Consider the following 22,695-nt stretch of genomic DNA (forward strand, 5'->3'; position numbering starts at 1 on the left):
GGCACCGCGGAGAGCCCCACCGGGAGCCGCCCGCCGCCGTCGTGCTGCTGTGAGGCACCTCTCACGGGAAGTCCATCGCCGGTGTGGCATATTTGATGAATGGCAGAATTCAAGCAGTCCACCAAGCTTCATAATGTCCTTTACGACATCCGTGGACCGATTCTTCAGGCCGCCCAGCAAATGGAGGCAGAGGGGCACCGCATCCTCAAACTGAACATCGGAAACCCGGCACCGTTTGGCTTTGAAGCGCCGGACGCGATCCTGGTGGACATGATCCGCCACCTGCCGAACGCCCAGGGCTACAGCGATTCCCGCGGCATCTTCTCCGCCCGCACCGCTGTCTCGCAGTACTACCAGACCCGCGGCATCCAGAACATCCATGTCGACGACATCTACCTCGGCAACGGCGTCAGCGAACTCATCACCATGTCCCTCATGGCACTGCTCGAAGACGGCGACGAGGTCCTCATTCCCTCGCCCGATTACCCGCTGTGGACCGCGTCCGTGTCCCTGGCCGGTGGCCGCCCCGTGCACTACCTGTGCGACGAGGAATCGGGTTGGCAGCCGGACCTGGACGACCTGGAGTCCAAGATCACACCGCGCACCAAGGGCATCGTGGTCATCAACCCGAACAACCCCACCGGCGCCGTCTACCCGGAGGAAACCCTCCGCAAGATCGTCGCCATGGCAGAGAAGCACGGCCTGGTCCTCTTCGCCGACGAAATCTACGAAAAGATCCTGTACGACGACGCCGTCCACGTGAACCTCGCCGGACTGACCGGCGATGACGTCCTTTGCCTGACGTTCAGCGGCCTTTCCAAGGCCTACCGGGTATGCGGCTACCGCGCCGGCTGGATGGCCATTTCCGGACCCAAGAAGGAAGCCGCCGACTACCTGGAGGGCATAAACCTCCTAGCTAACATGCGGCTGTGTGCCAACGTGCCTGCGCAGCACGCCATCCAGACCGCGCTCGGCGGCTACCAGAGCATCAACGACCTCATTCTCCCGGGCGGCCGGCTGCTCGAACAGCGCAACAAGGCCTATGAACTGCTCAACGCCATCCCCGGCGTGAGCACCCAGCAGGCCAAGGGTGCCCTCTATCTCTTCCCGAAGCTGGACCCCGAGGTCTACCACATCCGCGACGACGAGAAGTTCGTCCTGGACCTGCTGAAAGAACAGAAGATCCTGGTATCACATGGCCGGGCATTCAACTGGGTGCGCCCGGACCACTTCCGCATGGTCACGCTGCCCAACGTCAAGGACATCGAAGAAGCCATCGGCCGCATGGCGGACTTCCTCGAGCGCTACCCGGGCAATTAGCCTGTTGGGACACGCCGCCGGCAGGGCGGCCTGAACTCAGGGGGAGCCCGTGGCCGGTGGAGGGAAGTCCAGAGCACTGGAATTCGAACGGGACCCGGCAGGAACCTTGGCGATCGCGCCGGGGTTCCTGCTGTCCTCAGTTGATCCGGAATCGACGCCCGGCTACCCGGGTGCCAAGACCGATGGAGCGGCACTGCTGGCCGCCCAGGACAGCCGCATCAACGAACTGCAGGAAATGCTCTTCGCCGAGGGCAAATTTGGCAGCAGCAAACGGGTGCTGCTGATCCTCCAGGCCATGGACACCGCGGGCAAGGGCGGCATTGTGGGCCACGTGGTGGCAGCCATGGATCCCCAAGGCGTGAAGCTCACCGCCTTCAAGGCCCCCACGGACGAGGAAAAGTCGCACGATTTCCTTTGGCGGATCGAGAAGGCGGTCCCGGGTGCCGGTATGGTCGGGGTCTTCGACCGTTCCCACTATGAGGACGTGCTGATCCACCGCGTCCACGGCTGGGCAGACGAGGCTGAGCTTGAGCGCCGGTACGCAGCCATCAACGACTTCGAGGCCCGGCTCGCCGACGGGGGAACGGCAATCGTCAAGGTCATGCTGCACATCAGCCGCGACGAACAGAAGAAACGGTTGCTCGCGCGCCTCGACGATCGCTCGAAGCACTGGAAATACAGCCCCGACGACCTCGCCGAACGTGCCCACTGGGACGCCTACATGGACGCCTTCCAGAAGGTCTTCGACAAGACGTCCACCGCCGTCGCGCCCTGGCACGTGGTTCCGGCGAACAGGAAATGGTTCGCCAGGATCGCCGTGCAGGGGCTGCTGATCACCGCGCTCGAAGGTCTGTCCCTGCAATGGCCCGCGGCGGATTTTGATGTCGCCGCGGAACGCGAACGGGTCGCCGCGTCCTGACTTCCTGGCTGCCGAGTCCTAGCTGTCCTGACCGCGGTTGTTGGCTTCCTTGGCGTCGGCAAGCCGCCGGCGGGCGCCTTCCAGCCATTCCTCGCACTGCTTGGCCAGTGCCTCGCCGCGTTCCCAAAGGGCAAGGGATTCCTCCAGGCTCGCACCGCCGGCCTCCAGCCTGGCCACCACGGCGGCAAGCTGCTCGCGGGCTTCCTCATAGCCCAGGGCATCCGGGGCTGCTGCACCCGGTTCCCGGCCGGCTCCGCCGGTGTGGTTTTCTGCGGATCGGTTCTCTGGGGTCATCGGGATCCTCCCTCGGTTGCGGGTAGCTTTGTTGTTTCGGACGGGGCAGGCGGGCGGCTGCCGTCGGCGACCGCGGCGAAGCGGCCCTCTGCCACCCGGACGGTCAAGGGCGTGCCGTGGGGTGCCTGCACGGGACTCCTGACGACGTCGTGGCCCGTGCCGTCCGGGCCGGCCACCTGGACCACCGCGTAGCCGCGGTCCAAAGTCTTTTGCGGGGAGAGCGCCCGCACCCGTGCCTTGAGGTGGTGGACCTGGTCCAGTGCGCGGACGACGGCGGAGCTCACCGCGGTGTGCGCGTGCCTCCGGAGCCTGGCGATGTCATCTTCCCGCGCAGTCACCATCACCTCCGGCGAGGCCATCACCGGCCGGGAACGCAGGGCGTGGAGCCGGTCGGTTTCCCGGTCGAGCAGCCGGAGGATGGAACGGTTGAGGTGCTCCCGGGCGAGGCGCACCTTGGCCAGTTCCTCCGACACGTCCGGAACAACGCGCTTCGCCGCATCGGTGGGCGTCGATGCCCGGAGGTCCGCCACGTCGTCGAGGATCGGCCGGTCGGCCTCATGCCCGATCGCGCTGACCACCGGGGTCACGGCCGCGGACACGGCGCGGATGAGCTCTTCATTGCTGAACGGCAGCAGGTCCTCGAGCGCCCCGCCGCCGCGCGCGATCACAATGACGTCAACGTGCGGATCGGCGTCGAGTGCCCGGAGCGCGGCGAGCACCTGGCCCACCGCGGTATTTCCCTGCACGGCCACCTCACGGACATCGAACTCGACGGCCGGCCAGCGGAGGGCGGCGTTGCGCAGCACGTCCTTCTTGGCGTCCGAGTCCCTTCCGGTAATGAGTCCGATGCGGTGCGGAAGGAGGGGCAGCGGCTTCTTCCTGGCGTCTGCGAAGAGTCCTTCCGCGGCGAGGGCCTGGCGCAGCCGTTCGATCCTGGCGAGGAGATCGCCGAGACCCACGGGCCGGATGTCCCGAACGGACATGTTCAGGCGGCCGGTCTTCATCCAGAACTCGGGCTTCACCAGGGCCACCACGCGCGAACCGCGCTCCAGCGGGGTCTTCTGACGGTCAAGGACGTTGGACCAGAGCGACGCCGGCAGCGAGATCTCGGCGTCCGTGTCCCGGAGCGTGGCAAAAGCGCTGCCGCCCCGGCGGTTGAGCTCGATGATCTGCGCTTCGATCCAGACGGCGGGGGCCCGTTCGATGTGCGCCTTCAGCTTCCGGGACAACAGGTGCAGCGGCCACGGGTGGTTCGGGCTTGTCTCGGCGGCCGTTGCCGGCAGGGTCGAACCGGCCGGCTGCGCATCGGCATCCCCGGCATCCCCGGCATCCGCGGGGCCGGTGCCGCCAGGAACCATGGCTCCCGTGTCCTCAGCAGCCATGGGCGGTTCCACGGCCGGATGATGACTGATGCATGGGTTCCGTCCTAGCTGCTCTGATTGCTCGGTGACTTGCTTGGTGACTTGCTTGGTGACTTGCTCGCTTGCTTGCCGCGGCGGGGTTCGCCGTGCTTTTCAACTCTATCCATACCCTCGCAGGCAGCAGTGACATTCACCCGTAGGATGGCAGTTGGCCCCGACCCGAGGAATTCCCCCTTGCGCAACTTTGTCTCTGCACTCGCAGTGATACTTGCCCTTCTCTTGACTGGATTCGCCGTCCCGGCTGCCTGGACCGAGCGCAACATCGTCCGTGAAGACGGTTTCGTGCAGCTGACGGACCGCCTGGGGAAAGATCCGGCGTTCCAGGCCCGGCTGGCCGGAATTGCCGTCAGCACCCTCGAAACCGGGCTCGACGTGCCGGCCCCTGCCAAGGAACTGGGTGCGTCGCTGCTCAAGGACGCGGCGCAGCACATGAGCAGCTGGCCGGAGTATCCGCAGGCCTGGAACGAGACGGTCCGCAGGAGCCATCGCCTGAATTTCGCAGGACCGGCTGCTTCGTCGGCTGATGGATCCGCACAGTCCGCGCATCCGGCCTCCCTGGATGCCGCCTCCAGAACTTCGCTGGTGCTCGACCTTGGACCTTTCGTGCATCTTCTTGCCGACAAGCTGCGCACCGCCACCGGTTTGCAGCTTGCTGTATCGGACAAGGCAGTCGTCAGCATCGGTGGCCCGTCCCAACGGCAAGTAGTGGACAAGCTGGCTGCCTACGCTCCGATGTGGTGGCTGGCGGGCCTCGGAGCGGTGATGGCGCTGGCCCTGGCAGTTCTGGCGGCCCGCCGGCGCTCGGCGGTTCTGCTGTGCACTGGCATCGGCTTGGCGGTGCTTGCCGGCGTGTGGCAGGCGTCCACCGTCTTGTTCAGCGGACTCGCAGGCCCCGGGCTCGGGGAAAGCGCCATGGGTGCGCTCTTCGCCCGTGAACTCATTGCCGCATCGATTACCGGCTTCGCACCCTGGATCGGAGCAACAGCGTGGACCGGGGCAGCAGTGTTCGTCGCAGGGCTCATGGGCTTGGTCCTACGGCGCAGGAAACGAGCTGTCACCGCCTCGGCCGGGTGATCAGCCCCCGGTGACGCGGCCTCCTGCCACCGCTGGTGCTGCCCCGGCCCGGTGCGCTGAGGCGTCCGGGGCTTCCGCACGCTCCCGGTAGCATGGAGGGATGAGCAGCTCCGCAGTGTCCGTACCGATGCCCACCATCCCGCGCCGGCGGAGGTCCCCGGAAGAAGTGCTGGCTGCCGCCCCCGTTTCCGGGCCCAAGCGCGTCCTCCTCGCAGCACCGCGTGGCTACTGCGCCGGTGTAGACCGTGCCGTCATCGCCGTCGAGAAGGCCTTGGAGCATTACGGGCCGCCCGTCTACGTCCGCAAGCAGATCGTGCACAACGTGCATGTCGTTACCTCGCTGGAGGAAAAGGGCGCGATCTTCGTCGACGAAACCGATGAGGTGCCCGAGGGTGCCCTCGTGATCTTCTCCGCCCACGGTGTGTCCCCCGCGGTGGTGCAGTCCGCCGAAGACCGCGGCCTGCGCACCATCGACGCAACCTGCCCCCTCGTCACCAAGGTCCACCGCGAGGCCGTGCGTTTCGCCAAGGACGACTACGACATCCTGCTCATCGGCCACGACGGTCACGAGGAAGTCGAAGGCACCGCCGGGGAAGCCCCGGACCACATTCAGATCATCAACGGTCCGCACGAGGTGGACCAGGTGACTGTTCGCGACCCCGAAAAGACCATCTGGCTGTCACAGACCACGTTGAGCGTGGACGAGACCATGGAGACCGTCCGGCTGCTCAAGGAGCGTTTCCCCACGCTGCAGGACCCGCCCAGCGACGACATCTGCTACGCCACCACCAACCGCCAGGTGGCCATCAAGAAGATCGCTCCCCAGGCCGACCTGGTGATCGTGGTGGGTTCGGCGAACTCCTCCAACTCGGTGCGCCTCGTGGAGGTCGCCCTTGAATACGGCGCCAAGGCTTCACACCGTGTGGATTTCGCCAACGAGGTGGACGAGGCCTGGTTTGAAGGCGTGGCCACTGTCGGCGTCACCTCGGGCGCGTCTGTTCCCGAGGTCCTTGTCCAGGACGTCCTCCGTCTGCTTGCCGAGTACGGGTACGGCGCCGTGGAGGAAGTCGTCACGGCCGAAGAGGACCTGCTTTTCTCCCTGCCCAAGGAGCTGCGCGCCACCCTCAAGGCCGCCGGGGACGTTTCCCGGGCCCTGGGCGGGCGCGGGAACCGCCCCAACTCGTAGCCTTCGGTCTCGTTCCTAGGCCGCGGATTCGTCGTCGCGTTCGCGGAGTCCGTCGCTTTCCCGGAGTCCGGGGGTTTCCCGGAGCTCCGGTGCTGCGAGGGCCCGCGGAACCACCTCGACGGCGGCCGGTACGGCCAGACCGTCCGTGTCCATGGCGTTGAGCTTCCGAGCTGTGGGGAGAACCCTTGCCTCCAGCGTTCCGACCAAAGCGTTATACCGGTCCACGGACGTCTTCAGGGAGCTGCCCAGGCGGCCGACATTCTCACCCAGGGTGCCCATGCGGTCGTAGAGCTGTTGGGCGAGTTCAAACAGCTGCTTGGCATTGTCCGTCAGCACATCCTGCCGCCAGGTGAAGGCCACGGACTTCAGCACAGCCAGCAACGTGCCGGGGGAGGCGAGCACCACATTGCGCGACAAGGCGTGGTCCAGCAGGGCGGGGTCCGCTTCCAGGGCCGCGGCAAGAATCGATTCCGCGGGCAGGAAGCAGACCACAAGCTCGGGGGAGTTGCCGGGAATATCCCAGTACTTTTTGGAGCTCAAGGCATCAACATGGGACTTCAGGGCCTTGGCGTGTGCCGCCAGCAGATCACTGCTGCCCTGTGTCGCACCGTTGCCGCCTTGCGTACCGGATGACACGGTTTCCTGCGCCGCCAGGTAGGCAGCCAGCGGCACTTTGGCGTCAACCACCAGCTGCTTGCCGCCTGGGAGCTGGACCACCAGGTCGGGCCGCAGCGAGGAGTCGCCGGACACGGCGTGGAACTGCTCCTGGAAATCGACGTGCCGGAGCATGCCCGCGGCTTCCACGACCCGCCGCAGCTGGACCTCGCCCCATTGCCCGCGTGCGCTGTTTGACCGCAGCGCCGAGGCCAGGGCGTGGGTGGAACGCAGGAGCTGTTCATCCGACAGGCGTGCTTCCTGCAATTGCTGGGCAAGCTGGCCGTACTGTTCCAGCCGGTCCCGTTCAAGCAGGGAGACCTGCTGCTGCACCGCCGAAAGCTTCTCGGCCACCGGCGCCAATGCGCGCAGCACACTGCCGTCCTGGTTCCGTGCCGCACCGAGCTCGCGGTTCTGTACAAGCAGCAGGTTCCGTTCGGCGTCGGCGGCCGCAAAGCCGGCGGAGACCTCCGCCAGGCGTGCGGAGACGCCGTCGAAATCTGCTTCCAACGCCGCACTGCGGCGCCGGAAGGCCACAAGGCCGCCCGCCAAGCCGAGCGCCGCACCGAGCAGCAGCATGAACAACGCCAACAAGACCACAAATCCATCCATGTCCCCACCTTCGCAGAAGGCCCTGACATTTTTGGGATCGGCGTTTCCGGGGCATGGAAAAGGCAACGCGGAGCCGCCCCTGCAACAGGTAGAATGAATCCTCGTGGCTCTTACTATTGGCATCGTCGGACTGCCCAATGTCGGCAAATCAACCCTTTTCAACGCACTGACCCGCAACCAGGTGCTGGCCGCGAACTACCCGTTCGCCACCATTGAGCCAAATGTCGGCGTCGTCAACCTGCCGGACCCGCGCCTGCAGAAGTTGGCCGAGGTCTTCGGATCCCAGCGGCTCCTGCCCGCCGTCGTCTCGTTCGTTGACATCGCGGGAATCGTCAAGGGCGCCTCCGAAGGCGAAGGTCTGGGCAACAAGTTCCTTGCAAACATCCGCGAGGCAGAAGCCATCGCCCAAGTCATCCGCGTCTTCGATGACCCGGACGTTGTCCACGTTGACGGCAAAGTCGATCCCCGCTCCGACATCGAGACGATCAACACCGAATTGATCCTGGCCGACCTCCAGACGATCGAAAAGGCCATTCCCCGGATCGAAAAGGAAGTCAAGATCAAGAAGCGGGAATCCGCTGAACTGGCAGCAATCCTGGCTGCCCAGACCGTGTTGGAGCGTGGCGACACGATTTTCTCCTCGGTCAAGAGCGACAAGCTGGAGATGGAGCACCTCAAGGAGCTCAGCCTCCTCACGGCCAAGCCGTTCATCTACGTCTTCAATGCTGACGAGGGAATCCTTGGCAGCCCGGAAAAGCAGGAAGAACTCCGTGCCATGGTGGCGCCGGCCGACAGCATCTTCCTCGACGCCAAGCTCGAATCGGATCTCGTCGAACTCGACGAAGAAGAAGCCCGCGAAATGCTCGAGATGAACGGCCAGGACGAGTCCGGCCTCGACCAGCTGGCTCGAGTCGGTTTCCACACGCTCGGTCTGCAGACCTACCTTACGGCCGGTCCGAAGGAAGCCCGTGCGTGGACAATCCACCAGGGCGACACCGCGCCCCAGGCCGCAGGGGTCATCCACTCGGATTTCCAGCGGGGATTCATCAAGGCTGAAGTTGTCTCCTTCGATGACCTCATTGCCGCCGGTTCCATGTCCGAGGCCAAGTCCCGCGGCAAGGTCCGCATTGAAGGCAAGGAATATGTCATGGCCGACGGCGACGTGGTGGAGTTCCGCTTCAACGTGTAGTGCGTTTCCGCGCAGGCTTCGAGTAAATCGTCGCTTAGCCCCGACGAGCGACATCCTCGTGCAGAATCTTGGGCCAGGTTTCGACGTCTTCCGGGGTGTGGGCGACCGTGAGCGTCGCCTGGGGGAGCAGTGCGGCAAGCGATTCCGCGGTTGACAACGGGTGGCCCGGATCGTCGATCCACGCCAGGATTGTCGTCGGGACGTCGATTCGCGCGACGACCTCAGGGGCAGGCAGATCGCTTAGCGCCGCGCCCCGAAACAACGACGGTAACAGGGCATCGGCGACGTCGGGCACCGTTTCCGGTGCACCGATGGTGGCCGGCGGCGGTGTTGCTCCGCGCGTTGCGGCGAGGAATGCCTCGACACCAAAAGATTCGATGAGGTCCGCGGAAGCGCGGTAGTTCGCTGCCTGTGCGATCCGGGTTTCCCAGGCGGTGGGTGGCACCATGAGCGTGAGCCCGGCAAAGCGGTCCGGCTCCCGGGAGGCGGCGTGCAGTAGTGTGCCGGTACCCATGGACGGACCCACCCCGTGAACACTTTCGCCCGGGAACCAATGATCGAGCAGTTGCAGGAGGTCGTCGGCCAGGCGTTGCCATTGATAGTCGTCGGGGACCTTTCGCCCCGTTGACCGGCCATGGGCGCGTGCGTCGTACCGCAGCAGGCGGGTTCCGCTAAGCCCCCGGCCGAGGTCAAGGTTGAGTATCCTGTCGCGGGCGCGGCTTGAGGTAAGGCCGTGCAGTTGGACGACGGGGTGTCCGCCTTCGTCGCTCAAGGCAACCGCAAGTTCGGCTCCGGGAACCTCGAAAGTGGGCATCAGACTCCTTGCTTCGCGACAGATTGCGTCACCTCGGGCGGCCGCGCTGTATAAGCGTTCAGACTATCCGGGGCGCTAGGATGCTGCCATGCGGCTGACCAACGTGACGCACCTGCGCCTACCGTTCGGACGACTTTGGGGCTACGACGTCAGTGTTCCTGCCCTCGGTCGGCGTCTTCCGGTGTCTTTTGACCAGCGGCGCCATGTGGGGGCGGGCGACCGCCCCGGATCTTGGATGGCATTGTCTTTTCGGCTGCCTGCACCAGCTCGTCGTGAGTCCATTGCCGATGCCTGGCTGGCTGTCGTTGCCCGCCACGGCACGCTGCGAACTGCTTTCGTGCGGGGCGCGGACGGCGACCCGGAGCTTCACGAAATTATCGTTGGTCCCGGAACATGGGTCGAGCATCAGATATCTCCAGGCCAGGCTGTCAACGATGCGGTGAGGGACATTCTTGATGCCGCGTGTGCGCCATATCAACAGCCGTCACATCGACTGTGCCTCTTGGAGACGGCCGGCGGACTCACGGTTGTGATTGCTGCTGACCACGCCCACGTTGATATGTGGTCGATGTTGGTGATCGCACGCGACCTGCTGTCGGCGCTCGATGCCGGGAGGGAGGGCCGTGTGCCCCTGCCCGGGTCAGTGCCTGCGTTTGTTGAACACACGCAGGCGCTGCTGGATCGGAATGCAGCACCGGACCACGTGCGTCGCCGATGGGAAGACATCATCGGGGACAGCGGCGGCGTAATGCCGAGATTTCCACTACCCCTGGGTGCGCCCGATCCGCGGCGCGAACGTGTGGAAGTTCGGGATGTGTTCGACGTCGACGACGGTGCAGCCTTTGCTGCGCAGGCCCGCAACGACGGGGTCTCGACGCTCGCTCTCGCTGTTGTTGCGATGACTGCGGTGACCCGCGAGCTGGCGGGAACCCCGCTGCGGGCCGTTTTTCCCGTGCACAGCCGCTTCGACGACAACTGGCATGACTCGGTCGGCTGGTTCATTACCAATTCAGTACTTGAGTCGGCAGTCGCCGAGCCACACGCTGCCGCGGCAGCTGTAAAGGAAGCTGTGCAGCTCGGCTCGTGGCCGCTCGCGGACGTGCTGTCTCCATGGGGCGGCATGCCCGAGGCTCCCGGAATGTTCGCGATTTCCTGGCTGGACCTGCGCAGGCTGCCGGTGCGGATCGACTCCGTCGGGCTTGACGCCCAGTATGTGAGCGCGACGATCGATACCGACGGCGTCATGCTTTGGTTCATCCTGGACGAGTCCGGACTGCACCTGAGATGCCGTTATCCCGACACTGTTGAGGCACGGGCCAACGTCGGCGGATGGCTCGATCTGCTCGTCGCTCGTTTGCAGGCAGATGCGCGGTCCTCGGTCCGGGGACTGCTAAGGGTGGCGGGCCGGACCTTCAGGGTGGAACGCGCCAGCCGCAATGATGTCAGGGCCATCGCCGCGCTGCTGTCTGACGATGAGTTCGGTCCCGATCGTGAGTCTGTCGAGCTCGAACGATACGAGGCGGCCTACAACCTGGTCGTTCGCGACAATTCCAACTATCTGGGGGTTGTCCGCAATGGTGCAGATCGCATCGTTGCCACGATGCAATTGACAGTGATTCCCGGGCTTTCCCGGGGTGGTTCTTCACGACTGCAGATTGAGGGGCTCCGGGTTGCGGCTGCGGAACGTTCACGTGGCTTGGGCACCGCGATGCTTGAGTGGGCACATGATTTCGGGCGTGCGCGCGGGGCGCAACTGGCACAGGTGACCACCGACGAAGCACGGGAACGGGCCAGGGCCTTCTACACCCGACTTGGATACCGGACTGCCCACGTCGGGCTGAAACGGGCCCTATAGGAACTTGTCTGCGCGCTTCAACGCCTAGTGCCGGCTTCCGACCAGTACCAGCTTCCGACCGCAGCCCCCTGAGCACCTTGATGCCCAGGGGGCTTCGTCGTGTCCCGGGAGCGTCCGCCGAAACAACGGCTTGCCCTGCTTATCCACATACGCGGGTTCGGCGGTTCCGCGCCGTCCGGTGGCCTGTTGATATTGGGCGCATGGGAATCAGTTACTACGCGTACGCATTTGACGCACCCATGACCGAGCAGGTGCTCTCCGGCCCTCATCGCGCACTGTCCCGGGATCCGCTCGCCGATGCGTGGGGACTCGAACCCTGGCCCGTCGTGTCGGAGCCCATCCGGACAAGGGCAGGGTCGAAATGGGTACCTGTCTGAAATGGAAATGAAGCAACTGTTGCAGTTCGATAAACATCCGGTTCTGAGAGGGCGCTTTCGTTCCAAAGGCAACCTTCGGAGACTAGGCTTCTGAGCATGTGAGACGGGACACAGCTGCTCTCTGGGTATCGTCCTGTCCGCCGGGGTCAACAACGCCGGCTTTCCACACTAAAAAGAGGAGGCGGAATGCGTTTCGGACGTATTTCCCAAGCGGTGGGGGTCCTGGCAATCGCCACACTCGCACTTAGCGCCTGCGCCGGAAACACCGGCAGCCCCAGCCCGACATCGGGCGGGGCCCAGCAAGGCGGAACAATCGGTGTTGCCGAGACCAACGGTTTCAGCAGCTTCAACTCTGGCACGGCGGACGGCAACTCCGACGTCAACGGCCACATCGGTTATGCCACCCACTCGAACTTCCTGTACATCGACGACAAACTGAACATCGTCAAGAACGAGAAGTTCGGCAAGTACGAAAAGGTTTCCGACAACCCCTTGACGGTCAAGTACACCGTCAACGAGGGCGTCAAATGGTCCGACGGGACGCAGGTCAGCGCGGCAGACCTGCTGCTGACCTGGGCCGCCGGCTCCGCATACTACGATGACGGGAACCCGGAGAAGAAGACAGGCACCACATACTTCCTCACAGCGGCCGATACATCGGGTCTGCACCTGACGGACTTCCCGGAAATCGGTTCTGACAACCGAAGCATCACCCTTAAGTACTCCAAGCCTTTCGCCGACTGGGAACTGGCCCTTGGCTTCGCAGGCAACGGTGGCATTGACATCCCCGCCCACGTGCTTGCACAGAAGGCCGGCCTCAAGGATGCGCAGGCCTTGGTTGACCTGTTCAAGAGCGTCAAGCGCGGCGACCCGGCAGCACCCAAGCCCGCCAACGCCCAGCTGAAGAAGGTCGCTGACTTCTGGAGCACCGGTTTCGATTCGAAGACCCTTCCTTCGGACCCGAGCCTGTACCTCTCCAACGGCCCGTACGTCGTGAAGGACGTCGTCGCCGAACAGTCCCTGACCCTCGTCCGGAACAAGGACTACAACTGGGGCCCCACGCCGCACGCTGACGAAATCGTCGTCCGCACCATCGGCAGTGCTCCGGCCCAGGTCCAGGCGCTGAAGAACGGCGAGGTGGACATCATCAACCCGCAGGCTTCGGCGGATACGGTCGAACAGATCAAGGCCCTCGACGGCGTTGAACTGCTCCAGGGTAAGCAGCTGTCCTACGACCACCTCGACCTGAACTACTCCGGCCCGTTCGCCGACAAGGATGTGCGCACCGCGTTCATGCTGACCGTGCCGCGTAAGGACATCGTCGACAAGATCATCAAGAAGATCGATCCGGAGGCAACCCCGCTGGACTCGCAGATCTTCGTCCCGGCGCAGGCCGCCTACGCTGACTCGGTCAAGAACAATGGCTCGTCCGCGTACCAGGACGTCAACATCGACAAGGCCAAGCAGCTCCTTGCCGGTAAGACCCCGACGGTCCGCATCATGTACAACAAGGACAACCCGAACCGTGTTGACGCCTTCTCGCTGATCCGCGAATCCGCCACCAAGGCCGGATTCAAGATCGTCGACGGCGGTCTCGGCAAGGCTGACTGGAGTGCCCACCTGGGTGACGGCTCCTACGATGCAACCATCTTCGGCTGGATCAACTCGGGTGTTGGCGTCACCGGCACGCCGCAGATCTTCAAGACCGGCGGCGGGTCGAACTTCAACGGCCTCTCTGATCCCACGGCAGACAAGCTGATGGATGAATTGATTATCACCACCGACAAGGCAAAGCAGGATGAGCTGCAGACCAAGATCGATGCCGCGATCTGGGCCACAAGCTACGGCCTGCCGCTGTTCCAGTCACCGGATGTGAAGGCACACTCGGACCAGGTTACCGGCGTGACTTCCATGCCGAACCAGACCGGTGTCTGGTGGAACGTTTGGGACTGGGCGCGTAAGTAGGCCCGCTCCTTAGAAATCCACATGCAGCAGGCGCCGGGACCGCGAGACATGGTCCCGGCGCTTTCTGCCAAGCAAAGCAGTGTACCGGCGGCACCTCCACCAAAACGAAGGGTAATCCGCCGGCCCCTGCGACAGGCCAGGGCCAACCCCCGGCCGGATATTGAGGTTCTTACACAAAATGCTGAGCTACGTCCTAAGGCGACTGGCAACCGCCGCTCTCATTCTTCTCGGGGCATCATTCCTGGTGTATCTCCTGACAGCGTCGTCAGGTGATCCGCTAGCCGATCTCCGTGCCAGCAATGCCCCGAACAGGCAGCAACTCATGGATGCACGCAGCCAGTTGCTCGACCTGGACACACCCGCCCCACTGCGGTACTTCAAATGGCTGGGAGGGGCGGCCCAATGCCTCGTGCCCTTCGCCGGCAATTGCGACCTCGGCAGGAGCGTCACAGGACAACCCATTACCGAGGCCCTGGGCATTGCCCTGATCCAGACCCTGACCCTCGTCACCGGCGCCACGGTCCTTGCCATCCTCATCGGGATCACCCTGGGCATCGTGACGGCCCTGCGCCAGTACAGTGCTCTGGACTACGGCGTGACCTTCATGGCGTTCCTGTTCTTCTCCCTGCCTATTTTCTGGGTGGCCGTCCTGCTGAAGGAATTCGGGGCCATCGGCTTCAACGACTTCCTACGAAACCCGGTCATACCCTTGCCCGTCTCCCTGGGAACGGGGATCGTGCTCGGCGTTGTGGTGGCAGTGGCTGTGGGCGGCGAGATCAAGCGCCGGCTGATCTCCGGTGCTGTGGTATTCGCCTTCGTGACTGCCGTCATGGTGTACTTCTCCGCCACCTTGTGGTTCAAGAATCCGAGCCTCGGCCCCGTGGTGATCGGCATTGCCGGCGTCGGCATGGCCTTCGCGGTGACCACGCTCGTTTCCGGCCTGAAGAACCGCAAGGCGCTGCAGTCTTCCCTGATCGTCGCCGGCCTCGGAGTGATCGCCTGGTTCGCCCTTCAGCCCCTCCTGGCCCAGGCCACCGGCCTGATGATCTTCCTGCTGGCGATTGCCACGGTGCTGGTCGGCGTCGGCGTCGGCTACCTCATGGGCGGCTACGACCGTGGCCAGTCCATGCGCGCCGCGGGCATCACCGCATTCCTCGTGGGCGGCCTCGTGACCATGGACCGCTTCATGCAGGCCTGGCCCGCCTACTTCAGCAACAGCCGGGTTCGCGGACGTCCCATTGCCACCATCGGCGCGGGTACCCCCAACCTGCAGGGTGACTACTGGGTCCTGACCATTGACACCTTCACCCATTTGATCCTGCCGACCGTTGCACTGATCCTTGTCTCGCTCGCCAGCTACACCCGGTTCACCCGTTCCTCGATGCTGGAAATCATGAACATGGACTACATCCGGACCGCCCGCGCCAAGGGTCTGTCCGAACGGGCTGTGATCATGGGACACGCCTTCCGCAACGCCCTCATTCCGCTGGCCACCATCGTCGCCTTTGACATCGGTGCATTGATCGGCGGCGCCGTCATCACGGAGTCCGTCTTCTCAGTCCACGGCATGGGCTTCCTGTTCCTGGACGGCATCACCCACATCGACCCCAACCCGGTGATGGGCGTGTTCCTGTGCGTGGCCATCACCGCAATGGTGTTCAACCTGATTGCGGACCTCGCGTACTCCGCTCTCGACCCGCGCGTAAGGATCAAAGCATGAGCCAGCCAACCCAAGAGGAAGTCATCCTGGCCCAGCAGGCCCAGCACGAGGCTACGCCCGGACCCGACGCCGAATTCCAGGGCCTGAGCCAGGGCCAGATCGTCCGCAAGCGCTTCTTCGGCCACAGCGGTGCCCTGGTGGGCTTGGCCGTTTTTGCCGTGATCTTCATCGTGGCCTTTACCTCGGTGGGCTTCGCGGGCATCCCCGGCTGGTGGAAGTACAACCACGTGGACGTTTCGCCGCTGGTCAACGACGGCGTGCCCTCCGCGTCCCTCTGGCCGCTGGCCTGGGGCGAACACCCGTTCGGTCAGGACCGCATCGGGCGCGATCTCTTCGCGATGACAATGCGTGGCGCACAGCAGTCGATCATCATCATGGTGATCATCGGCGGCATCGCCGGCCTGATCGGTGCCGTGGTGGGCGGCCTTGCCGGCTATTTCCGCGGCTGGACCGAGGCCATCCTGATGCGCCTCACCGACGTCATCATCATCGTTCCGGTGCTCCTGCTGGCCGCGGTCGTGGCGCAGATGGCCAACCGGCGTGATGCGGACAGCTGGTTCGCCGGCTTTGCAGCAAGCAACGGCGTCGTGGTCCTGGGCATCTTCCTCGGCCTGGTCAGCTGGGTCGGCCTGGCCCGACTGGTGCGCGGCGAATTCCTGACCCTGCGTGAACGCGAGTTCGTAGACGCCGCGCGGATCTCCGGCGCCAGCAACGCCCGGATCATCTTCAAGCACATCCTGCCCAACGCCGTCGGCGTGCTGATCGTGAACGTGACCCTCACGATGTCCGCGGCGATCCTGCTGGAAACCGCGCTCAGCTACCTGGGCGTCGGCGTGAAGTCCCCGGATACTTCACTGGGCCTGCTCATCTCGCAAAACCAGGAAGCGTTTGCGACACGTCCTTGGCTGTTCTGGTACCCCGGTTTGTTCATCGTGGGGATCTGCCTGAGCATCAACTTCATCGGTGATGGCCTGCGCGACGCCTTTGATCCCCGGCAGAAGAAGTTCCGCGCCAAGAGTGCCGTGGAGACCGGCCGCCATTCCAGCGGGAAGGCAGCGGCCGCGCCCGCGGCATCGGGTTCCACAGCCACCGGACCGGCTGCCGCCGATGCCGGGGAAAGCTGAGTGCGGGACTGTGAAGCCGGAATCCGTGAAGCTAGAGTACGAAAACCGCCCAGGCGCCCGCGGCCGCCAGTGCCACGGTGACGACGATCCGCTGCCAGGCATAGGTGACCAGGACGGGGGTTTCGGCAGCGCGTCCGGCCTCTACCCGTCCCGCCTCAACCAGTTGCTCCCAGCGGGAACGCACCATGAGGGCGGCCGCGCCGGAGTCCGTGTTCCGCAGATCGCCGGGCCGGACCGACTGTCCCGGACCATAGCTGCCTCCCGGAAGGCCTTTGAGATGTTCGGGCCGGGCATTCCGTCCACCCCAGATGCCCGGAGCGGGCGCGGCCCAGGCGGCGTACTTTCGGTGCGGCGTGACCAGGGTCAGGGCGTAGCGCGTGTCCACCGTGGCGAGTGCCTCCCACGGAACGGTGATGGTGCGGTAGGGGTTCTCCAGTGTCACCCCGGCATCGCGTACGACGACGGCGGGTCGCCAGAAGAGCAGCCAGCCCATGTACGCGATGAACAGCAGGGGAGTCGTGCCCGGCAGGCCGGCCGGCCCTGCGAGCGCGAGGGTGGCGGCAATTCCGATGGCCGCCGTGCCCCAGCAGATTCCGGCGAACACCCGGCTGCTGCGCGCTGTGAAGATTTCGGTATTTCCGGCATGGGACTCTCGGCTCATGCCCCCAATGATTCAGGATTCCGGGCCGCTGCACTAATCACCCTGCGGCGCACTGTCCGGCTGGAAGGGAAGACCCAGAACAATGACTGACAACTCCGGGGCAATCCCCTTGGAAACAGATTCCGACAAGACCGCTCCCGGGGCGAAGGTCCTGGAGGTCCGGGACCTCAGCGTCGACTTCGGCGTGGAAAAGAAATGGGTACCCGCCGCCATCGGCCTGAACTATGAAGTAAGGGCAGGCGAGGTGCTGGCGATCGTCGGCGAGTCCGGCTCGGGCAAGAGCGCAAGCTCCATGGCCTTGCTGGGCCTGCTGCCGAGCAACAGCCGTGTGCGGGGGAGCGTGAAGCTCTCCGGGCGGGAACTGATCGGTCCTAACGCCGGCAGGATCCGCGAAGTGCGCGGCAAGGACGTCGCGGTGATCTTCCAGGAACCCATGACGGCGCTCAACCCGGTGTACACCGTGGGCGCGCAGATCGTGGAGACGCTTCGGTTGCACAACGAGATCTCGCCGGACGAGGCCAAGCAACGGGCCCTGCACATGCTGGACCTCGTTGAGCTTCCGGACCCGGAGAAGGCCTTCAAGTCCTACCCGCACCAGCTGTCCGGCGGCCAGCGCCAGCGCGCAATGATTGCGCAGTCCCTGTCCTGCGATCCGAAGCTGCTGATCGCTGACGAGCCCACCACGGCCCTGGATGTCACAGTCCAGGCCGAAATCCTGGACCTCATGCGGCACCTGCGCAACAAGCTGGACAGTGCGATCATCCTGATCACGCACGACATGGGCGTAGTGGCCGACCTTGCGGACCGGATCGCCGTCATGCGCAAGGGCGTGATCGTGGAGACGGGCACCGCCCAGCAGATCTTCAGCAACCCGCAGCACGAGTACACCCAGGCGCTCCTGGCAGCCGTGCCCCACCTCGGCCAAGGTGCCGAGAACGCCGATGTGGACGTCACAGCGGCGCTGGCTGCGGCCACCCACTCCGAGCTCGAATCGGTGGACCCGGAGGAACTGGCACGCCGCGAACGGGAGAACGCGGAAGCGCTGAAAGTTGCGGCCGGGGAGAAGACGAAGCCGAAGGGCGAACCGGTCCTTCAGCTGACGGACGTTGCAATCGAGTACCCCAAGCAGGGGCGTGTCCCGGCATTCCGTGCCGTGGAGGGCGCCAACCTGGTGATCTATCCGGGTGAGGTGCTGGGCCTGGTGGGGGAGTCCGGCTCGGGCAAGACCACCATTGGCCGGGCCGCCGTCGGGCTCCTTCCGGTCGCGGAGGGCACCATGCAGGTAGTCGGCCAGGACATCTCCACAGCAAAGCGCACCGGCAAGCAGTTGCACCGGATCCGCAGGGATATCGGCATGGTGTTCCAGGACCCGTCGTCGTCCCTTAACCCCAGGCTTCCGATCGGCGAAAGCATCGGTGAGCCCATGTTCCTGGCCGGTGTGGCCAAGGGGGCGGCCCTGCAGAGCCGGATCGAAAAGCTCCTTGACCAGGTGGAGCTGCCGCGCGGCTACCGCAACCGCTACCCGCACGAGCTTTCCGGCGGACAGAAGCAGCGCGTCGGCATTGCCCGGGCCCTGTCCCTGCAGCCCAAGCTCATGGTCGCGGACGAGCCGACGTCGGCCTTGGACGTTTCCGTCCAGGCCAAGGTGCTGGAACTCTTCCAGGGTCTGCAGCGGGAGCTCGGATTCGCCTGCCTTTTCGTCACGCACGACCTTGCCGTGGTCGATGTGCTCGCCGACCGCATCTGCGTGATGCAGCGCGGGCGGATCGTGGAGCAGGGAACCCGCGACCAGATTCTCCGGAATCCCCAGGAGGCCTACACCCAGCGGCTGCTTGCCGCCGTGCCGCTTCCGGATCCGGAAAAGCAGCGGGAACGTCGCGAGCTGCGTGCCCAGCTTCTTGCGGCGGGCATCGAATGAAAGTTTGCCCTATAGCGGCATAGATTCCGCGGTTTACGACGACGGCGGCCTTCCTCTGAAAGCGGAAGGCCGCCGTCGCACGTTCTCCGGGAGAGTGTTTCCGGCGTCGTCAGGATTCCGGGACGTCGGACGCAAAGCCGAGTTCGGAGAGCCGCCGGGTGAGGACCGCGGCGAGTTTCCGGTGTCCCGGCGCCGACAGGTGAATGCCATCCACGAGGTCCCCGGCAACGTCGTAGCGTGTGATCCAGTCACCGACACTGATGAACGGGATATCGGCCGCCCCGGCGATACGGCCCAGCAAGGCGTCGACTTCCGCGCGCCTGCCTCCACCGTTGGCGGCGCCGCGGGAAAGCGTTCCGATCATCAGCATGCGGCTGCCCGGGTAACGGCTGCGGAGGGCCGCGAGCAGCCGGTCCGCGTTTTCGGTGATCCGGGCGTCATCGGCGCCCTGGCGCGCGTCGTTGCCGCCGCCCTCGACCACGATGAGGGGCGGGGAACCGTAGGGCAGCAGCCAGTCGCCGTTCTGCAATGCGTCGATGTAGTTGCCGGTCTTGCCGTTGCCGGCAACGAAACCGGTCCCGCTTTTGCCCGCGTAGAACACTGTGTAGCCGAGGGCGGCGAGTGCGCTCCGGGTCCAGGAACCTTCGGGCTCGGACTGCGAATCGCCGATGAGCACCGCCGTGTGCCGGATGTCGGCGAGGACGACTTCGTCGCGATTGTTGCGGGGGTTCCGGTAGATGGAACCTGGCTGGAGGCTGGCCGGGTCCGGCTCGGAAGGGCCGGCCTCCGGCTTGGGAGCGGCGACGGGCTGGCCGGACGCGGCGACAGGGGCGGCAGTTCGTTTGCCGGTTCCCGTAGCCTCGCTTCCGGACGGCTGCGAACAGCCGGAGCAGGCCAGTGCGAGGGCGAGCAGGGGGGCCGCGCCGAGTAGTGCGGCGCTACGGGTTCGCATGTGGTTCTCCTGGCGGCTTGCTGCGATCTTCACTGCAATGCTGGGGCATCGGGATCCCAAAAGACAGGGCCCGCAGATTTCTGTTCTGCAACAAACAGCGCCCGAGGCTGTGACGGCGGACACTTTTGGCCCGCTGGCGCTGCTGCCGTTAGGCCAACCACTGCCGCGACAGCTAGAATTTAGGGAGGTGCCCTGTGCAAAGGGTCTGATCGTCGTGCGTTCCGTCTTAGGAAATGGCGCGATACCACAGCTGACTTCACCACTGAATCGAGCCATTACGCATGTCTGAAACCACCACCCGCACTGCCTTCCGGAGTGATCTCCGCAACGTAGCGATTGTGGCCCACGTTGACCACGGCAAGACCACCCTGGTCGACGCCATGCTCAAGCAGACCAACTCATTTGCCGAGCACAACCACCTCGAAGACCGCGTCATGGACTCCGGTGACCTGGAACGCGAAAAGGGCATCACCATTCTCGCCAAGAACACCACGGTGGCCTACAACGGCCCGTCGTCGAACGGCGAGACCATCACCATCAACGTGATCGACACCCCCGGCCACGCCGACTTCGGCGGCGAGGTGGAGCGCGGTCTGTCCATGGTCGACGGCGTCGTCCTGCTTGTCGACTCCTCCGAGGGCCCGCTGCCGCAGACCCGCTTCGTGCTCCGCAAGGCCCTCGCAGCGCACCTGCCCGTCATCCTGCTGGTCAACAAGACCGACCGCCCCGACGCCCGCATCGATGAAGTTGTCCACGAGTCCATGGACCTGCTGCTGGGTCTTGCCTCGGACCTCGCCGACGAGGTTCCGGACCTTGACTTGGACAAGGTCCTCGAGGTTCCCGTCGTCTACGCCGCCGCCAAGGTGGGCCGCGCCTCCCTTGAGCAGCCGGCAAACGGCTCCGCTCCGGAGAACGAGGACCTCGAGCCGCTGTTCAAGACCATCATCGAGCACATCCCGGCGCCGACGTACAACCCGGAAGGTGTCCTGCAGGCGCACGTCACCAACCTGGACGCCTCCCCGTTCCTTGGCCGCCTCGCGCTGCTGCGCATCTACAACGGCACCCTGCGCAAGGGCCAGACCGTGGCCTGGGCCCGTGCCAACGGCGAGCTGAAGAGCGTGAAGATCACAGAACTGCTGGCCACCAAGGCGCTGGACCGCGTTCCGGCGGAGTCCGCCGGCCCCGGCGAGATCGTCGCCGTCGCCGGTATCGAGGAGATCACCATCGGTGAGACCCTGACCGACGTCGAGAACCCTCAGCCGCTTCCGCTCATCACTGTGGACGATCCCGCGATCTCCATGACGATCGGTATCAACACCTCCCCGCTGGCCGGCAAGGTCAAGGGCGCCAAGGTCACGGCCCGCCAGGTCAAGGACCGCCTCGACAAGGAACTGATCGGTAACGTCTCCATCAAGGTCCTTCCCACCGAGCGTCCGGACGCCTGGGAAGTCCAGGGCCGTGGCGAACTCGCCCTCGCCATCCTCGTGGAGCAGATGCGCCGCGAAGGCTTCGAGCTCACCGTGGGTAAGCCGCAGGTGGTCACCAGGACCATCGACGGCAAGACCCACGAGCCGATGGAGCACATGACCATCGACGTGCCCGAGGAATACCTGGGCGCCGTCACCCAGCTCATGGCCGCCCGCAAGGGCCGCATGACGAACATGGCCAACCATGGCACCGGCTGGTGCCGCATGGAGTTCATCGTCCCCGCCCGTGGCCTGATCGGTTTCCGCACCAAGTTCCTCACCGACACCCGCGGCGCCGGCATCGCCTCCTCGATCGCCGAGGGCTACGAGCCGTGGGCCGGCCCCATCGAATACCGCACCAACGGTTCGATGGTCGCCGACCGTGCCGGTGTGGTGACCCCGTTCGCCATGATCAACCTGCAGGAGCGTGGTTCCTTCTTCGTGAAGCCCACGTCCGAGGTCTACGAAGGCATGATTGTCGGCGAGAACTCCCGCGCCGATGACATGGACGTCAACATCACGAAGGAAAAGAAGCTCACCAACATGCGTGCGGCCTCCTCGGACTCCTTCGAGAACCTGACCCCGCCGCGCGAACTGACCCTCGAAGAGTCCCTCGAATTCGCCCGCGAAGACGAGTGCGTCGAGGTCACCCCGGAGGACATCCGCATCCGCAAGGTCATCCTGGACGCCAACGAGCGCGCCAAGGCTGCCCGCGCCCGCGCCAAGGCCTAAGGGTCCGGCAGCAGCCTGGCTGAAGCAGTGAGCAAGGGGGTCACCGGAGCGTTCCGCGGCATCGCCGCAGCGCTTCCGGTGGCCCTTTTCGCTGCCCTGGCCGGCACCGCCTTGCACCGCCAGTCGGTGCAGATTGCCGGCGTCGAACTTTTCTGGGGACCGGCGGCTGCGTTGCTGCTGCTCGCCGCGTTGGAGCTGCTGCTGGCAGGCCGCTACCGTTCCCTGCTCCCGACGGCGGTGGTCGGGATTCTCTGTTATGTCCTGGTGGGCCTGCTCTCCGCGGCCGGTCCCGGGAAGCAGCTCATCCTGGCCGATGTGCCCGGCAACGTGTGGGTGTACGGGATCGCGGCCGTGACGCTGGTGATGCTGCTCGTTTGCAGGGGGTTCACCCGCGCCCGGTGACAGCACATCTCAGCGCGGGCCGCGAAGAGTGGACACGGCG

18 protein-coding genes are annotated in these 22,695 nt (G+C 65.0%); 12 read left to right on the forward strand and 6 right to left on the reverse strand.

Annotated features, from left to right (window positions below; all coding sequences use genetic code 11):
• The first annotated feature begins 99 nt into the window (after positions 1-99).
• Together ACNQPB_RS17385 and ACNQPB_RS17390 are read left to right on the forward strand one after the other, a co-directional pair.
• The gene (locus tag ACNQPB_RS17385) at positions 100-1,320 is read left to right on the forward strand and encodes a pyridoxal phosphate-dependent aminotransferase (protein ID WP_498753671.1); all 1,221 of its coding nucleotides are present in this window, start codon (positions 100-102) and stop codon (positions 1,318-1,320) included.
• Positions 1,321-1,426: 106 nt separating this feature from the next.
• On the forward strand, positions 1,427-2,239 hold the full coding sequence (locus tag ACNQPB_RS17390) for a polyphosphate kinase 2 family protein (protein WP_498753672.1): 813 nt from the start codon (positions 1,427-1,429) through the stop codon (positions 2,237-2,239).
• Between the two features lie 18 nt (positions 2,240-2,257).
• Here ACNQPB_RS17390 and ACNQPB_RS17395 read toward each other — a convergent pair whose 3' ends face one another.
• Positions 2,258-2,533 (reverse strand): exodeoxyribonuclease VII small subunit, encoded by a 276-nt coding sequence (locus ACNQPB_RS17395; RefSeq protein WP_498753673.1) that lies wholly within the window; start codon positions 2,531-2,533, stop codon positions 2,258-2,260.
• Positions 2,530-3,891, reverse strand: coding sequence for an exodeoxyribonuclease VII large subunit (xseA, locus tag ACNQPB_RS17400; protein ID WP_498753705.1), 1,362 nt, complete (start codon positions 3,889-3,891; stop codon positions 2,530-2,532). The genes ACNQPB_RS17395 and xseA overlap by 4 nt, the downstream gene beginning before the upstream one ends.
• 282 nt (positions 3,892-4,173) lie before the next feature.
• On the opposite strand from xseA, the gene ACNQPB_RS17405 reads away from it, so the two are divergent.
• Both ACNQPB_RS17405 and ACNQPB_RS17410 read left to right on the forward strand, forming a co-directional pair.
• Positions 4,174-5,028, forward strand: a complete 855-nt coding sequence (locus tag ACNQPB_RS17405; RefSeq protein ID WP_498753674.1) for a hypothetical protein — start codon at positions 4,174-4,176, stop codon at positions 5,026-5,028.
• 100 nt (positions 5,029-5,128) lie between these two features.
• Positions 5,129-6,214: a 4-hydroxy-3-methylbut-2-enyl diphosphate reductase gene (locus ACNQPB_RS17410; RefSeq protein ID WP_498753675.1), complete on the forward strand. Its 1,086-nt coding sequence runs from the start codon at positions 5,129-5,131 to the stop codon at positions 6,212-6,214.
• A gap of 15 nt (positions 6,215-6,229) precedes the next feature.
• Here the strand turns inward: ACNQPB_RS17410 and ACNQPB_RS17415 are convergent, their stop codons facing one another.
• Positions 6,230-7,480 (reverse strand): DNA recombination protein RmuC, encoded by a 1,251-nt coding sequence (locus ACNQPB_RS17415; RefSeq protein WP_498753676.1) that lies wholly within the window; start codon positions 7,478-7,480, stop codon positions 6,230-6,232.
• A 103-nt stretch (positions 7,481-7,583) separates the two neighbouring features.
• On the opposite strand from ACNQPB_RS17415, the gene ychF reads away from it, so the two are divergent.
• Positions 7,584-8,669 carry a redox-regulated ATPase YchF gene (gene ychF / locus ACNQPB_RS17420; protein WP_498753677.1) on the forward strand — a complete coding sequence of 362 codons (1,086 nt, stop codon included), beginning with the start codon at positions 7,584-7,586 and terminating at the stop codon, positions 8,667-8,669.
• Positions 8,670-8,703: 34 nt separating this feature from the next.
• Here ychF and ACNQPB_RS17425 read toward each other — a convergent pair whose 3' ends face one another.
• A complete protein-coding gene (locus tag ACNQPB_RS17425; protein WP_498753678.1) occupies positions 8,704-9,483 on the reverse strand; it encodes an alpha/beta fold hydrolase in 780 nt (259 codons plus the stop codon).
• Between the two features lie 88 nt (positions 9,484-9,571).
• Between ACNQPB_RS17425 and ACNQPB_RS17430 the strand changes: the two genes are divergently transcribed.
• From ACNQPB_RS17430 to ACNQPB_RS17445, 4 genes are all read left to right on the forward strand, one after another.
• Positions 9,572-11,338: a GNAT family N-acetyltransferase gene (locus ACNQPB_RS17430; protein WP_498753679.1), complete on the forward strand. Its 1,767-nt coding sequence runs from the start codon at positions 9,572-9,574 to the stop codon at positions 11,336-11,338.
• Between the two features lie 563 nt (positions 11,339-11,901).
• Positions 11,902-13,680: an ABC transporter family substrate-binding protein gene (locus tag ACNQPB_RS17435; RefSeq protein WP_498753680.1), complete on the forward strand. Its 1,779-nt coding sequence runs from the start codon at positions 11,902-11,904 to the stop codon at positions 13,678-13,680.
• A gap of 178 nt (positions 13,681-13,858) precedes the next feature.
• Positions 13,859-15,400 (forward strand): ABC transporter permease, encoded by a 1,542-nt coding sequence (locus tag ACNQPB_RS17440; protein ID WP_498753681.1) that lies wholly within the window; start codon positions 13,859-13,861, stop codon positions 15,398-15,400.
• Positions 15,397-16,524, forward strand: coding sequence for an ABC transporter permease (locus ACNQPB_RS17445; protein WP_498753682.1), 1,128 nt, complete (start codon positions 15,397-15,399; stop codon positions 16,522-16,524). The genes ACNQPB_RS17440 and ACNQPB_RS17445 overlap by 4 nt, the downstream gene beginning before the upstream one ends.
• A 31-nt stretch (positions 16,525-16,555) precedes the next feature.
• Here the strand turns inward: ACNQPB_RS17445 and ACNQPB_RS17450 are convergent, their stop codons facing one another.
• Positions 16,556-17,185 (reverse strand): PH domain-containing protein, encoded by a 630-nt coding sequence (locus tag ACNQPB_RS17450; RefSeq protein WP_498753683.1) that lies wholly within the window; start codon positions 17,183-17,185, stop codon positions 16,556-16,558.
• 82 nt (positions 17,186-17,267) lie between these two features.
• Here ACNQPB_RS17450 and ACNQPB_RS17455 point away from each other — a divergent pair, with 82 nt between their 5' ends.
• Positions 17,268-19,103: an ABC transporter ATP-binding protein gene (locus tag ACNQPB_RS17455; protein WP_498753684.1), complete on the forward strand. Its 1,836-nt coding sequence runs from the start codon at positions 17,268-17,270 to the stop codon at positions 19,101-19,103.
• A 109-nt stretch (positions 19,104-19,212) separates the two neighbouring features.
• Here ACNQPB_RS17455 and ACNQPB_RS17460 read toward each other — a convergent pair whose 3' ends face one another.
• Positions 19,213-20,055 (reverse strand): SGNH/GDSL hydrolase family protein, encoded by an 843-nt coding sequence (locus tag ACNQPB_RS17460; protein ID WP_498753685.1) that lies wholly within the window; start codon positions 20,053-20,055, stop codon positions 19,213-19,215.
• Positions 20,056-20,336: 281 nt separating this feature from the next.
• Between ACNQPB_RS17460 and typA the strand changes: the two genes are divergently transcribed.
• Together typA and ACNQPB_RS17470 are read left to right on the forward strand one after the other, a co-directional pair.
• Positions 20,337-22,253 carry a translational GTPase TypA gene (gene typA, locus ACNQPB_RS17465; RefSeq protein WP_498753686.1) on the forward strand — a complete coding sequence of 639 codons (1,917 nt, stop codon included), beginning with the start codon at positions 20,337-20,339 and terminating at the stop codon, positions 22,251-22,253.
• 27 nt (positions 22,254-22,280) lie between these two features.
• On the forward strand, positions 22,281-22,655 hold the full coding sequence (locus ACNQPB_RS17470) for a hypothetical protein (protein WP_498753687.1): 375 nt from the start codon (positions 22,281-22,283) through the stop codon (positions 22,653-22,655).
• Positions 22,656-22,695 lie beyond the last annotated feature (40 nt).

It is taken from the genome of Curtobacterium sp. LFS079, from assembly GCF_047977865.1.
Lineage (GTDB): Bacteria > Actinomycetota > Actinomycetes > Actinomycetales > Micrococcaceae > Arthrobacter.